Source organism: Butyrivibrio sp. TB, assembly GCF_900110805.1.
Classification (GTDB): Bacteria; Bacillota; Clostridia; order Lachnospirales; family Lachnospiraceae; genus Butyrivibrio; species Butyrivibrio fibrisolvens_C.
Window position 1 is genome coordinate 1 of sequence record NZ_FOER01000042.1, and the last position, 13,879, is coordinate 13,879.

At 40.1% G+C, this 13,879-nt stretch carries 19 protein-coding genes and 1 pseudogene; 19 read left to right on the forward strand and 1 reads right to left on the reverse strand.

Annotated features, from left to right (window positions below):
- The first annotated feature begins 462 nt into the window (after positions 1-462).
- The 18 genes from BMX21_RS18450 (at position 463) to BMX21_RS19805 (ending at position 13,120) form a co-directional block, all read left to right on the forward strand.
- Positions 463-657: a hypothetical protein gene (locus BMX21_RS18450; protein WP_092046851.1), complete on the forward strand. Its 195-nt coding sequence runs from the start codon at positions 463-465 to the stop codon at positions 655-657.
- A 332-nt stretch (positions 658-989) separates the two neighbouring features.
- Positions 990-1,946, forward strand: coding sequence for a helix-turn-helix transcriptional regulator (locus BMX21_RS18455; RefSeq protein WP_092046855.1), 957 nt, complete (start codon positions 990-992; stop codon positions 1,944-1,946).
- A gap of 33 nt (positions 1,947-1,979) precedes the next feature.
- On the forward strand, positions 1,980-2,669 hold the full coding sequence (locus BMX21_RS18460; RefSeq protein WP_022755870.1) for a GyrI-like domain-containing protein: 690 nt from the start codon (positions 1,980-1,982) through the stop codon (positions 2,667-2,669).
- A gap of 140 nt (positions 2,670-2,809) precedes the next feature.
- On the forward strand, positions 2,810-3,556 hold the full coding sequence (locus tag BMX21_RS18465; RefSeq protein ID WP_022755869.1) for an N-acetyltransferase: 747 nt from the start codon (positions 2,810-2,812) through the stop codon (positions 3,554-3,556).
- A gap of 187 nt (positions 3,557-3,743) precedes the next feature.
- The gene (locus BMX21_RS18470; protein WP_092046858.1) at positions 3,744-3,989 is read left to right on the forward strand and encodes a hypothetical protein; all 246 of its coding nucleotides are present in this window, start codon (positions 3,744-3,746) and stop codon (positions 3,987-3,989) included.
- A 51-nt stretch (positions 3,990-4,040) separates the two neighbouring features.
- Positions 4,041-4,553: an NUDIX hydrolase gene (locus tag BMX21_RS18475; RefSeq protein ID WP_092046862.1), complete on the forward strand. Its 513-nt coding sequence runs from the start codon at positions 4,041-4,043 to the stop codon at positions 4,551-4,553.
- Between the two features lie 162 nt (positions 4,554-4,715).
- A complete protein-coding gene (locus BMX21_RS18480; RefSeq protein ID WP_022755865.1) occupies positions 4,716-5,336 on the forward strand; it encodes an HD domain-containing protein in 621 nt (206 codons plus the stop codon).
- A gap of 65 nt (positions 5,337-5,401) precedes the next feature.
- On the forward strand, positions 5,402-6,016 hold the full coding sequence (locus tag BMX21_RS18485; RefSeq protein ID WP_092046866.1) for an MBL fold metallo-hydrolase: 615 nt from the start codon (positions 5,402-5,404) through the stop codon (positions 6,014-6,016).
- Positions 6,017-6,134: 118 nt separating this feature from the next.
- Positions 6,135-7,130: a serine hydrolase domain-containing protein gene (locus BMX21_RS18490; RefSeq protein ID WP_092046870.1), complete on the forward strand. Its 996-nt coding sequence runs from the start codon at positions 6,135-6,137 to the stop codon at positions 7,128-7,130.
- A 257-nt stretch (positions 7,131-7,387) separates the two neighbouring features.
- Positions 7,388-7,510: a hypothetical protein gene (locus BMX21_RS19890; protein WP_278305264.1), complete on the forward strand. Its 123-nt coding sequence runs from the start codon at positions 7,388-7,390 to the stop codon at positions 7,508-7,510.
- A gap of 37 nt (positions 7,511-7,547) precedes the next feature.
- Positions 7,548-8,897, forward strand: coding sequence for an MATE family efflux transporter (locus BMX21_RS18495; RefSeq protein WP_092046873.1), 1,350 nt, complete (start codon positions 7,548-7,550; stop codon positions 8,895-8,897).
- Between the two features lie 552 nt (positions 8,898-9,449).
- Positions 9,450-9,782 (forward strand): flavin reductase family protein, encoded by a 333-nt coding sequence (locus BMX21_RS18500; RefSeq protein WP_334292644.1) that lies wholly within the window; start codon positions 9,450-9,452, stop codon positions 9,780-9,782.
- Positions 9,779-9,997 (forward strand): hypothetical protein, encoded by a 219-nt coding sequence (locus BMX21_RS18505; RefSeq protein ID WP_092046877.1) that lies wholly within the window; start codon positions 9,779-9,781, stop codon positions 9,995-9,997. The genes BMX21_RS18500 and BMX21_RS18505 overlap by 4 nt, the downstream gene beginning before the upstream one ends.
- Positions 9,998-10,009: 12 nt before the next feature.
- A complete protein-coding gene (locus BMX21_RS18510) occupies positions 10,010-10,252 on the forward strand; it encodes a hypothetical protein (protein WP_092046881.1) in 243 nt (80 codons plus the stop codon).
- A 21-nt stretch (positions 10,253-10,273) separates the two neighbouring features.
- Positions 10,274-11,293, forward strand: a complete 1,020-nt coding sequence (locus tag BMX21_RS18515) for an NAD-dependent epimerase/dehydratase family protein (RefSeq protein WP_092046885.1) — start codon at positions 10,274-10,276, stop codon at positions 11,291-11,293.
- 36 nt (positions 11,294-11,329) lie between these two features.
- Positions 11,330-11,686, forward strand: coding sequence for a dihydropteridine reductase (locus tag BMX21_RS18520; RefSeq protein WP_027218515.1), 357 nt, complete (start codon positions 11,330-11,332; stop codon positions 11,684-11,686).
- A 102-nt stretch (positions 11,687-11,788) separates the two neighbouring features.
- A complete protein-coding gene (locus tag BMX21_RS18525; protein ID WP_092046888.1) occupies positions 11,789-12,514 on the forward strand; it encodes a MerR family transcriptional regulator in 726 nt (241 codons plus the stop codon).
- Positions 12,515-12,628: 114 nt separating this feature from the next.
- Positions 12,629-13,120: a hypothetical protein gene (locus BMX21_RS19805; protein WP_242952965.1), complete on the forward strand. Its 492-nt coding sequence runs from the start codon at positions 12,629-12,631 to the stop codon at positions 13,118-13,120.
- 113 nt (positions 13,121-13,233) lie between these two features.
- Here BMX21_RS19805 and BMX21_RS18535 read toward each other — a convergent pair whose 3' ends face one another.
- Positions 13,234-13,479 carry a hypothetical protein gene (locus tag BMX21_RS18535; protein WP_092046891.1) on the reverse strand — a complete coding sequence of 82 codons (246 nt, stop codon included), beginning with the start codon at positions 13,477-13,479 and terminating at the stop codon, positions 13,234-13,236.
- Between the two features lie 205 nt (positions 13,480-13,684).
- On the opposite strand from BMX21_RS18535, the pseudogene BMX21_RS18540 reads away from it, so the two are divergent.
- Positions 13,685-13,879 (forward strand): annotated as a pseudogene (locus BMX21_RS18540) (gamma-mobile-trio recombinase GmtY); the annotation flags it as partial.

Genomic DNA, 13,879 nt, shown 5'->3' on the forward strand with positions numbered 1-13,879 from the left:
TTTCTAGAAAAAAACTTGTCAGGATTAATAGAAAACTTTCCTGCATCTTTTGACATGTTAGAAATAATATTAAGTAGCGAATCTTTGACTTGTAGAGCAAATGACATTTTTGAACCTCCTTGAAATTGAAACAATGATTACATTGCTAATTTCAAGGGCCGCTCTAACTACCTCTTAAAAATCAATCAGTAGTTAGAGCGGCCGCATATTTGATTCACTATGTCAACTGTTTTATATAAAAAATGAGTTAGACCCTAAATAAAGAATCTAACTCGTGATGTTAACTAAATGACATTGGATATGAATTGGGTGCTAATTGTTAAAGCTACTATGCGAAAAGACCATGACTTTAAGCCTAAGGATGTAGTAAGACTATATAAGATACCACTTGTAAAGGACAACACTACAGTGCTGCTTAAATAAAAGAAGTTAAGAAAATGCATCATAAGGAGGACTGCAGTAATGAAAAAGAACGAAAAAGCTTTTTTGATCAATGTAATGTGGGTGCCGCTATTTGCAGGTGTTATGACAGTAATCCTTTCTAAAGCACCTGGAGTTGATCCATATCTGGTTGGTGTATACATGGGAGTAGTAGGAGCAGCTATGTGCTACTTGGACTACAAAATTTTTATGAAAAAAGAGCCAGAGGAGAACTAATGAAAGCACTGATCATTGCAAATGAGCCATATGTGCTTGAGAAGGTTTGGGAAAAAGTTGAAGTTGATAACATCAACGTTGTGATTGCAAACGGAATCAATAAATAATTGCTGCCCTGGGAATATGCAAGGCTTTAGACAATTTAATATGTGTGAGATTTTGTAGGAAAAGGTTGATGGAGATTAGAAGTCTTCATCAGCCTTTTTTGTGTCTAATGAGTTGGAAGTTTATTTTTTAAATCACATTACGGTTTTTAGCAAAAAAATTGATATAATAAACATGACATATATATGACATGTTTGGGTTGATATGATGAATGTGGAGTAAAGAAAATGAAGATAGACAGGTTGATCGGAATACTTTCCGTATTGTTACAGGAAGAGAAAACTACAGCTCCTGTGTTGGCAGAGCGTTTCGAGGTGTCCAAAAGGACTATCAATAGAGACATCGAAACTTTGTGCAAGGCTGGGATTCCGATACAGACATCCCAGGGGGTTGGCGGCGGAATCAGTATCATGGATGGATATCGTATGGACAGGACAATCCTGACATCCAGGGATATGCAGATGATACTTGCAGGACTCAGAAGCCTTGATAGTGTGAGCGGAAGCAGGTATTATGGGCAGCTCATGGAGAAGATAAAGGCAGGTTCCTCTGAGTTTGTAAGCGGCAGGGATTCTATTTTGATCGATCTGTCATCCTGGTACCGGGAATCACTTGCTCCAAAGATAGAAGTTATACAAAATGCGATTGAAAGTAGACATACATTAAAGTTTACTTACTACAATCAAAAAGGCGAAAGTATTCGCGAGCTTGAACCTTATTATATTGTATTCAAATGGTCCAGCTGGTATGTATGGGGACGTAGTGTTTCTGGTGGTAGTGTGCCTCGAGTAGGTCTTAATGGACCAAGGAAGGGCGCAGATAATAATGACTTTCGTCTGTTCAAGCTTAACCGAATGGATAAGGTTACTATGTCGGATACTGAGTTTGTCTGCAGAGATGTTCCAACGCCAGACTTGTCTACAGAAAAGATATTTCCTGGTGGAATAAAGGTAAAAGCTCTTTTTACAGAGGATGTTAAATGGAGGCTTGTAGAAGAGTTTGGGCCGGAGTGCTTTACTCAGGAGCCGGACGGAAGATTATTGTTTAAAGCTGACTATACTGATATGGACAATCTGGTTACCTGGATGCTGACGTTTGGAGATAAGGCAGAGCTACTTGAACCCAAGGAAGCAAGAGAGAAAATAAGAAATATAGTTGAGGCTATGGAAAGAAATTATTCATGAAGAACGTGTAAAAAGACTTAGAGGTTAATAAATATGGCTTTTGATTTTAAGAAAGAATATAAAGAGTTTTATTTTCCCAAGAATAAACCTGGTATTATTACGGTTCCGAGCATGAATTATATTGCTGTACGAGGAGCGGGAGATCCGAACCAGGAAGATAGTGATTATAAAAAATCTATTGGATTACTATATGGAATTGCCTTTACAATAAAGATGAGTAAGAAAGGTGATCATCGTATTGAGGGATATTTTGATTATGTGGTTCCACCGCTAGAAGGATTTTGGTGGCAGGAGGAACGACCATCAGAAAATTCTAAAACACAAACTGACCCAGCTGAGCGAAGCATGGTAGCAGGAATCGATTACTCCCATAAAGAAGACTTTCACTGGATCTCTGTGATCCGAGTTCCTGATTTTGTTACAAAGGAAGACTTCAACTGGGCAGTATCTGAGGCGACGAAGAAAAAGAAAATGGACTTTTCAAATGTGGAGTTCCTGACTGTAGATGAAGGGCTTTGCGTTCAGTGTATGCACATAGGTTCTTATGATGATGAGCCTGCAACGGTTAAGATGATGCATGAATTTATGGAGGCACAGGGATATGTTCTTGATATTACTGATAAGCGCCTTCATCATGAAATATATCTAAGTGATGCAAGGAAAGTTGCTCCGGAGAAGTTAAAGACAGTTATAAGGCATCCGATAAAGCGGAAAGGAAGTTAAGCAGAATGCACCAGAGCTATTTCGAAAGACTTGCAAAGAAAACGTGATCATGTCAGATCCGGAAGATTGCTTTAGGTTCATGAGTGAATTTCCTGAAAAATATCAGCAGATGAGTTTGTTTGACGATGGAGGTTAAGGCCATGGAGTATATCAAAGTTACGAAGGACAATCTGGAACAGGAGCACATATGCTGCGCGATTTCAAATAATAAAGATGTCCAAGTTGCGTCAAAGAAAGCCTGGCTTACGGACAGATTTGATGAGGGGCTTGTCTTTTTAAAGAGTGCAGAGCGCGGTAAGTGTTTTATAGAGTATATCCCTGCCGAGAACGCATGGGTTCCGATCGATGCAGATGGTTATATGTACATAGATTGCCTGTGGGTATCCGGCTCTTTTAAAGGACACGGCTATTCTTCTGATCTTCTTAACGCATGTATTGAGGATAGTAAAGAGAAAGGCAAAAAAGGTCTTTGTATTCTGTCATCAGCTAAGAAAAAACCATTCCTTGCAGATCCAAAGTTCTTAAAGTACAAGGGCTTTGAAGTGTGCGATGAAGCGGACAACGGAATACAGCTTATGTATCTTCCTTTTGATAAAAAAGCTAAGGTGCCTTCAATTAAGGAATGTGCCAAGCATCCGCATATAGATGAGAAAGGGTATGTTTTGTATTATACAAATCAGTGTCCTTTCAATGCCAAGTATGTTCCGGTCCTTGAAGAAACAGCAAAGAAGAACAAGATTCCTTTCAAGGCGGTCAAGATACAGACAAAGGATGAAGCGCAGAGTGCACCTACACCTGTTACAACGTATGCATTCTTTTGTGATGGTGAGTATGTAACCAATGAGCAGATGAATGACAAGAAGTTCCTGAAACTGATCGGGAAATAAAATAATATAAAAAATACGTTTTCTATAGTGGCATTTACTTCCATTTTCCAAAAGATAATGGAACGTGGTCAACAAGTTATGAGAGGTTTCTGCGAAAGATGATTCGTAGGAGCCTCTTTTTTTCTATGATTGAATAATGTATCATTAAAGAAACACAGATGTAATGCATATTGTGGGGGAAGACATAATGGGGCATCCTGATTGCAATGGACATTCGACTCTTTTTGACGGAGTGCCGTGGGGACGTGATATGTGTGTGTTTGAGGCTTCAGGTGAGCCGGGAGTTTATGTTGCAGATCTTGACCTTGATAGCCTTAGGAAGCACAGAAGTGGTGATATCATGGGCGATAAGTACAGGCATCCTGAGAAATATGATATTCTGGCAGATGAAAATGTTCGAGGCATTATAGCCGGAGAATTTGTGCATTGGTAAATGTGGTCTTGTTAGAAGAAACATGGTAAACAAGTGGAGGAATTGGATATTATGGCTGAAATTTGGGATTTGTATGATCGCGACGGAAATAGAACCGGAGAAACATGGGGAAGAGGCTTTGGTAATTACAAAGATATTCCGGAAGGAAGATATCACCTTGGCGTAGATATCCTTGTGGTTCATGAGGATGGAACGTATCTTCTGATGAAGAGAAGTGATGATAAAGATGTATACCCAGGTTTTTGGGAAGCCAGTGCAGGTGGATCAGCTCTTAGCGGAGAAGAGCCGCTTGAAGCAGCTACAAGAGAACTCCTTGAAGAGACAGGACTTGTTCCCGATAGCATGGAACTTGTCAATGTTCTGTTCAAAGATCCAAGCAGAGCTATGTTTTATTCATATCTGGCCAGAGTGAGCTGTGATAAAGACAGTGTAACGCTGCAGGAAGGCGAAACAGTAGCTTATAAATGGCTTGATAAAGAGGCTTTTCTTGAATATGTTGATTCGGAAAATACGATCGGGTCACATAATCAGAGATTTGAAAAATACATTAATACCCTCAGGTGAGGTAGCAAGCACATCAAAGGTCAAAGGTGATATCGTCAATGATCCCGAAGAGGTAATGGAACATAGATTTTTTAAGAAAAATGAGTTGCCTGAAAACCTTAACGAATATGATAAGAGAATAATTCTTGAGTGGGCTGAGAGACAGTAAATTGGGGAGAAAATATGTTACCGACAAGATCAGAAGCAGAAAGTCTATTAGAAGAAGCAGAGAAGTGCAATCCCGGACCATGGGGGAATCATAGCCGTGTGGCTGCGCACTGCGCAGAGAAGATCGCATTAGGCTGCGGCGGAATGGACCCGGAGAAAGCTTATATCTTGGGACTTCTTCATGACATTGGAAGAAAATTCGGAGTAAGGCATTTGGGCCATGTTTCGGATGGATACTCATATATGATGTCACTTGGATATGATGAAGTAGCCAGAATTTGTCTTACACACTCATTCAATAATATGAGACTTGATGAGTACATCGGAAAGGTTGATACTTCGGAAGATGAGTATGAACTGATTCAGACAGAACTGGGGAAGATTAAAGCTGACGAATATGACATGCTTATCCAGCTCTGCGATGCACTTGCCGGTAGTGAAAGCGTCATGAACATCGAGGATCGTATGAATGATGTAAAAAGGCGTTATGGCAATTTCCCGCAGGCGAAGTGGGATTCAAACATGAGGCTGAAAGCATATTTCGAAGAAAAAGCCGGCAAGGATATCTATGATCTGGTGGAAAAAGATAGCTATACACTTGAGGAGTTAAATAAAAATGCTGAAAAGATTAAATGAAGATTATAGATTTACCAAAAGAAAATGGAAAGAAATAACTTATAGAAAACACGGAGGAAAATGACATGGCAGCAACATTACTTTATCAGGGACATGGAAGCGTAAGGATTGTTACAGGTGAGGGGAAAGTTATTTATATTGATCCATTCTTGGGGGATGGCTATGATCTTCCGGCAGATCTTATTCTCATGACACATGGACACTATGATCACACGCAGGTGGATCTTATCTCTACAAAGAATGAAGGATGCTCTGTAATTAAATGGTCAGATGCTCTCAAAGATGGCGAATATCAGAATTATGATTTTGGTTTTGTATCTATTGAAACTGTAGAAGCTGGATATAACAAGAATCACAACGTCACAGAATGTGTCGGTTTTATACTTACATTTTCTGACGGTGTAAAAGCATATTTTTCCGGAGATACATCTACAACTCCATCTATGGCAGGATTTGCAGATAGGAAGTTGGATTACGCTTTTCTGTGCTGCGATGGAGTATTCAACATGGATGTGGCTGAAGCGTCAATGTGTGCAAAGGCAATAGGCGCAAAGCATACGATTCCTTACCACATGGAACCGGTGAAGGATAAAAGCGGTTTTGATATAAGTGTTGCAGAGAGCTTTGATGCACCAGGTAAGATAATACTCAAGTCTGGAGAAGAGCTTGTTTTGGAGTAAGAGGAATAAAGAAGTAAAAAATGACGAAGTAAAAAAGATAAAGAATCTTGAAAACAATTTTTAATCATATTAGCCTTTTCTTAGGACGTCCGAATCATTCCTAACAGGAGGCTTTTTAATGACGAAAGAACAACTTCATAAATACGTTTCTGAAAGCGCCAGAAACGAGAGTAACATTTGCCAGATTTATGCGATTAAAGAAGGGCTGGATGTTTATGACGACTGCTGGCACGGATTTAAGACCTTAAATGCTATGAATGTCAATTCTGTTACCAAAGGAATTATGGCGTTACTTGTGGGAATTGCGTTGGACAAGGGCTTTATCAAAAACGTGGATCAAAAGGTGATAGATTTTTTCCCTGATTACATTGTAAAGCGTGGGGAGAAGACCATATATGATGTCACAATCAGGCATCTGCTCACTATGACAGCTCCTTATAAAGGCAGGTCAGAACCCTGGAAAAAGGTATGTACTTCACAGGACTTTACGATAGCGATACTTGATTATCTTGGAGGCCGCAGCGGAATCACAGGTGAATTTAGGTATGCTACGCTTGGTATTCAGATTTTGGCAGGGATAATCGAGAAGGCAGCCGATGAGAAGTGCATAGATTTTGCCAACAATAATCTGTTTGTGCCGTTGAACCTTCCTGAGCGAATAGCGCATGGAGACAGCTCAAAAGAAGATCAGTTTGATTTTTTCATGAATAAGAATCCAAGGAAATATGAATGGTACAGCGACCCTCGGGGCTGCGTTACTGCGGGCTGGGGCTTATGTATGTCAGCGAAAGATATGGCTGTAATCGGCGCTATGGTGTTGAATGATGGCCTGTATAACGGAAATAGAATAATCTCAGAAGAATATCTGAAAGATATGCTCTCTCCCCATCTCAAGCTAGGCGAACGGTTTGGCTTCATGAACTATGGCTACTTATGGTACAAACCCTATGATGATAAAGAGGTATATGCGGCGATTGGTGACAGCGGAAATATCATCTATATAAACAAAGAGAAAAAAGTATCTGTTGGAGTGACAGGTACGTTTAAGCCGAGGATATATGACAGAGTGGATTTTATCGAGCAAAAGGTATTGCCTGCCATTGGCGTAGGATGACAGTTTTTTTAGTAATTGTCATGATGGTACTAAAGCTCTAAATGAGAGAAATGTGCGGAGCGGATATTTATGTCCTTTTTTCAAAAAATACAGAAGCAATAAATGTCTCAAATGAATTATAATTATTGCTAAAGTATATGGTATGGGATAAGAGGACGAAGTTTGAAAGTGTTCCACTTTCAAACCCAAATTGGTGTCGCGAGCTCCACCAATTTGAACCATTAGTCACTCGCTTTGCTCGCGACATGAGGTTAAAAATGGATTTCAGAAAGGCAACTTTAGAAGATATTGATTTGCTTGTTACTACAAGAATAGAAGTGCTTAGGGCTGCAAATGAGCTTGGTGCAGAGCCTGGATACTTAAATAATCTTAACTATTAAATAATTAACATCAAGAGAAAGACCAAAGAGAGCGGCCATGACAAATACAGAACAGACCACACAAAATATGACCTCAGGAAACAGTATGAAACAGATCATACTGTTCTTTTTGCCCTTATTATGGGGAAATCTTTTCCAACAACTATATAGTCTTGTGGATAGCATTATAGTTGGCAAGGGAATCTCGGATCAGGCGCTGGCTGCTGTTGGGGCAACCGGGACACTTAACTTCCTTATACTTGGATTTGTTGTGGGGATGACCAGAGGATTTGGCATAACCTTTGCCCAGAGCTTTGGAAAAAACGATATGGCTATGCTGAATGCATACATCAGAGCAGCCAAGAAGCTCAGTATCACGTTTGGAATAGCCTTTACTGTTGTATGCGTTTCTTTGCTCAATAAGATGCTGACGTTCTTGAACACTCCTGAAGATATCTTTGACGATTCGTATAGATATTTTGCTGTGATCTTATTGGGAATTGTAGTGACGGTTATGAATAACCTTGAGATTACAATTCTCCAGTCAATGGGAGATTCCAGAACGCCCCTCACTGCTATGATCTGTTCATCACTCGTGAACATCATGCTTGATATTATTTTCATAATGGCCTTTGGCACAGGAGTTGTCGGAGCAGCAGTGGCAACAGTGGTCTCTCAGTTTGTATCATACCTTTTGTGCCTTAAAAAGCTTAGAACCATCGATTTTATGAGTCTGGGAAAATACACGTCAGAAATAGCAGATGAAAAGAATATATTGGTTGAACTGATGAAAATAGGACTTCCTGTGGCATTTATGAATTCGGTCACAGCTGCAGGGGCCATGGTATTGCAGTACTTCGTAAATCTTATGGGAAGCGCATATGTGGCAGCATATTCAGCCTGCATGAAATTTGCATCACTCTTTGAGCAGTTTGGAATGTCCGTAGGTCTTTCCATGATGACCTTTGTGGGGCAAAATAAGGGCGCTGGCAAATATGACAGGATACGCACAGGAGTAAGACAGGGCCTGATGCTCTCTACACTTGTGAATGTGCCTATATCGCTCCTTATGATATTTGTGCCCGGAAGCCTGGCAAGGATGCTGCTGACTGACAACATGATAATCGGTTATTGTACCGATTTCATGCCGATCATGGGAATAAGCTTTTTTGCCCTGGGCTGGCTTTTTGTATACAGATACTCTGTTCAGGGGTTGGGCAATACCTTTATACCAATGCTCTCAGGCGGGCTCGAAGTCATTATGAGACTGATCTTTGGCTTTTGGGTAGGAAGGAACGGATTTAAGGGAATTGCCATTTCTGAAGTATCTGCATGGATAGGCGCTTTTCTGATGCTCATGGTGACATACTATTGTTTAATTGGCAAAAGAACTAAAGCAATAGCATAAAGTAGCAATAAAAAGACTCCCTGGATTTTTGTTAAAATGTAAGAAAGCAATATGGAATAATGCCGGATTAATCGATGAGAGAAGATAGATTATGGACAAATCATGGTCAGAAAACAATAAAGAAATACAGAAATTGCTGACGAAGGAAGCAACATTTAAAGATGCTATTCAGAAGCTTTGGGACAGGATTATAAGGAAGGACTGAGAATTTTGGAGGAAAACTATATGGAATAAGGGATGTCGCAATCAGCAGCCCATATAAACGTAGTATTGATACCATTAAAAGATTAACAGACGCGTTAGAGATTAGTATTCAAACCGATGAAGCTGCCATCGGAACTTCCTGATCTTGAACAGATAATTCTGATATAACCCCAGGTTATCATCAGCCATAGGTAAATACATACGCAGAGTAAGCGCTACTAACTATATAATGGTAACAGAGACCGATACATCTTGTGAGGAGCCAGGTGGAGTATGTCCTTTTGCTGTGGCTGATGACATCCCTATCTGGCTGGATGTATCCATGTAAGCCTTGCTACTGAAGACCAGGTGATTCCCTGCGATTATGTTGGGATAGAATCAGGAAGAAAAGTACCTGACAAATTTGAAAAGGCCGGATTTCACGCAACAAAGAGTGAGTTTGTTGATGCACCTTTGATTGATGAACTTCCTGTTGCTCTTGAGTGTAAGGTAAAGAGCTTTGAGGATGGCATTTTGATTGGAGAAATCGTAAATGTCTCTGCAGATGAAAGCGTAGTGACAGATGGAGCAGTTGATATCACAAAGCTTAAGCCTATAAGCTTTGATCCATTTGGTAATGGATATTACGGAGTTGGAGAAAAGGTGGGCAATGCTTTTAAGGACGGCATGCAGTTGAAATGATAAAGAGATTCAAAGAGGTAAGTGGTCTTTACATAGAAAAAATCTACGGTCAGGATAGACTTGCTTTCGCAATGTCAGATACGTCTGATCTGTATGACCTGGTCGAGTATGCCCAGCATGGTGGGTGTCAGGGCTTTGTGATCCTCGGATATATCGACGGAGAACAACCGGTCAGCAAGCCGAGAAAGCCCGGAAGAGTACAGATCATTGAATAGGAAGGTGACGGTGTGGAACAGGCCATCTGTATCGATGGTGATATCGGCACGATAATTGATGAATTAAGGAAGTATTCATCAAGCCATAGAGCAGTAAAAAACTATATCGGATTTACAAATCAACACTTTTTACAAAACGTGTCGGGACCTGTACTCCTGAAATCAACACATTTTGCAAAAAGTGTTGTTCTTTTTGTGTGCTCATTTTCCTATAATGACTTCAAGCTCAAAGCAAAGAGCAAAAAAACAAATTGAGAATAAGAAAGGAAAAGATAAATGAGCAAAACAAATAAGATGTATCTGGTAACAGGAGCAGCAGGATTTCTTGGAAGCACAGTCTGCAGAAAGCTTGTTGAAAGAAATGAAAAAGTAAGGGCATTTGTCCTTGAAGGTGATAAGTCAGCCGCATATCTTCCGGAAGAAGTAGAAATCGTATACGGAGATCTTTGTAATAAAGATGACCTGGAGAGATTCTTTGAGACGCCTGAAGATACAGAAGTGATCGTGCTCCACATAGCGAGCATCGTAACAGTAAATCCTGATTACAGTCAGAAAGTTATGGATGTAAATGTCGGTGGAACAGAAAACATCATAGAGATGTGCAAAGAGCACAAAGTATCAAAGCTTGTCTATTGCTCATCAACAGGAGCAATACCTGAGGAAGAAAAAGGAACCATAAGAGAGTGCGAAGGATCTATTCCCCTTGATCCTGAGAGAATCAAAGGCTGCTACTCATTGTCAAAGGCTATGGCAACAAACGTGGTGCTCAAAGCTGCAAAAGAAGGTCTTAACGCGTGCGTAGTCCATCCATCAGGAATCCTTGGACCTGAAGACTTTGCAATGGGTGAGACCACAAAGACTCTGGTTGATATCATCAATGGTGAGATGCCCGCCGGAATTGACGGAAGCTTTAATCTGTGTGATGTAAGAGATCTGGCTGACGGACTCATTGGGGCAGCTGATAAGGGCAAAAGCGGAGAGTGCTACATCCTTGGAAATGAGCCTGTTAGTTTTAAGGATTTTACAAAGCTTGTTTCAGAGGAGAGCGGTTGCAAGCAGATGAAGTTCTTTTTACCAATATCAGTAGCAAACCTGATTGCCGGGGTACTTGAGAAAAAGGCTAAGAAGACTGGAGAAAAGCCTCTTATGACAACATTCTCCGTTTACAACCTTGCAAGAAACAACCGATTTGATTCAAGTAAAGCAAGTAAGGATCTGGGTTATACCACAAGGTCGTATAGAGAGACCATACGTGACGAGATCAGATGGCTCAAAGAAACAGGAAAGATCGCATAAAAAGAACATTCAAGAGAAAAGAAGGAGAAGAATACGATGAACGATTTAGATAAGGTTTATGCAGAAAGTGTTGCAAAGGATTACATGCCAAAGGAAACAAATAAGGTAAGGCAGCTTAAAAAGCTTGATGAAAGAGCAAAGCTTCCGGCATTTATAACAGCCATGACGCTTGGAATTATTGGGACTTTGATCTTTGGCACAGGAATGTGCTTTGGACTTAGCGTCTTTGGAACAGGAGTAATTTTCATGGTCATCGGGGTGCTTCTTGGAATAGTAGGTGCTGCAGTTTGTATCATCAACTATCCTTTATACAAGAAGCTCCTTAAAAAGGGCAAGGAAAAATATGCCTTTGAAATTTTGGAACTTGCTAAAGAGATAACAGGAGAAGCATAATGACAGAAAATAAGAATGTAGAAACAAAATTATTTATTTTTGCTTGACTATGACGTTACGTAATGGTTTATGATGTAATCACACGTGAAGGAGATGATAGCCATGAAGACAGTAAATGAAGTGAGTAAACTGACTGGAGTGAGTATACGCACGCTGCAGTATTACGATAAGATAGGACTCTTAAAGCCGGCGGAGTATACCGAGTCCGGATACAGGCTGTATGACGATGCGGCGCTGGAGAGACTTCAGCAGATTTTACTGTTTCGTGAGCTTGAGTTTCCGCTTAAGGATATCAAGGATATCGTAACCAGATCTGATTTTGACAAGAGATTGGCACTTGACCAGCAGATAGAACTTCTAGAATTAAAGAAGGAACACATCGAAAATCTGATCAGTATGTGCCGTGGTTTAAAACTGAGAGGAGTGAGACATTTGGATTTTACAGCATTTGATTCAAGTAAATTAGACGAATACGCTAAGCGCGCAAAAGAACGGTGGGGCAATACTCCGGAATATAAGGAATTCGAAGAGAAGAACGGTAAGCGGTCAAAGAGCGAAGAAAAAAGTATGATGGCCGATTTTATGAAAATCTTTGAAGAGTTCGGAGCTATGAAGGATCAGGATCCTGCTTCTGCAGAAGTTCAGGATCAGGTAAAGAAACTGCAGGGCTTTATTACCGAGCATTTTTATAAATGTACTAAGGAGATTCTTTCAAGTCTCGGTAAGATGTATGCCGGTGGCGGCGAATTCACCGAGAATATTGATAAGATGGGTGGAGAAGGAACTGCTGAATTTACTCACCGAGCGATACAGATCTACTGCGGATGATACATTTCGGAAGATTATTTTGATACATCATTCGGCAAAACCCATTGCCTTCTCGTTGGTGATCCTGAAAAGCCAAGGATATGTACAATACATGGCGGAAATGGGATCACAACATTGAATCTTAAACTGTTTCTTCCGTTGCTGGAGGAATACTATATCATTGCGCCGGATGTGATCGGGATGCCCGGGAAAACACTTGATGCAGTGATTGAGTCCATGGGAGGAAAAGGGGATCCGGTATGGAGAGAATTCTTCGATATCATGATGTCATCATACAAGATGGAGATGAGACCTCCCAGGGAATATAAGAAGATGGAGATGATATCGTTTAAGGCTCCTCTTCTGATAATCGCATCGGAAAATGATATCTTTTTTCCAGCAGGCAGATACACTAAGGAGACAGTTGTTATGACAGGTGCACCTGAGATAGGAAATTCCACTTCAAAAGAGCGCAGAGCATATATAAAAGAAAGATATCCATGCATTTCTGACTGTGACATGTGCGGACTTTGTAAGGTGTTTCGCGGAAAAGATGCAGAAACTGCATATAAAGATTACATAGATGGCAACAAGAGTTTTCTTGAAGTCTCTGCATATTACAAATAAATAATTAAATTTTCTTTTATCTGAAAGTCCAACGTCATTGTACTTCCCTTTTGTATATGAGCAACAGTAAAAGGTGGGATAAGGGCCGGAAATGCTAGCGCTTTCGTTGAAAATTATTCTTGTATGTAAAGATGCTCCAGATCTCCGTCTACAAATCCGGTTGATATGCCGGTGTATCTTTCTTTGAGATCATCTGCGTACTTGCCTTCATCAAGATATCTAAGCATATCCTGAATAGCATCTTCTAACACATCATCCCACTCAGCAACTTGTCGAAAGGAGAATGCGTCTTCTGAAGAAAAGACTACATCTGTAGCCCAGTCGTCATCATCGGGATCAAAAGAAGATGATATGATCACATCTATTGACCATAAATAGTTACCATCATCATATATATTAAAGCAAAGGCCCTTCCCAACAGTTATATAAGGTAATAATTTTATAATCAAACTATGTATAAAGGTACTATATTATCAAGATATAGTACCTTTTTTATATACACATATTGAATAGTATATGGTATTATAAATAATATGTTAATCAATCTATATGGATGGATAAGAGATGAATTATGTAAAGGTATACACAAAGACATACAGAGATAATTCAGCAAGATACATAGAGCTGCCATCTCTTTTGATAGAGCAAGATGGAGAGACACAGATATTTGGACAGCTACTGCGCTATCAGATCAAGTATAGCCATAAGAGCAGGACTTGGCATAACAAGCTCATACAGGCTGTTGGGTTGTTATTTGAT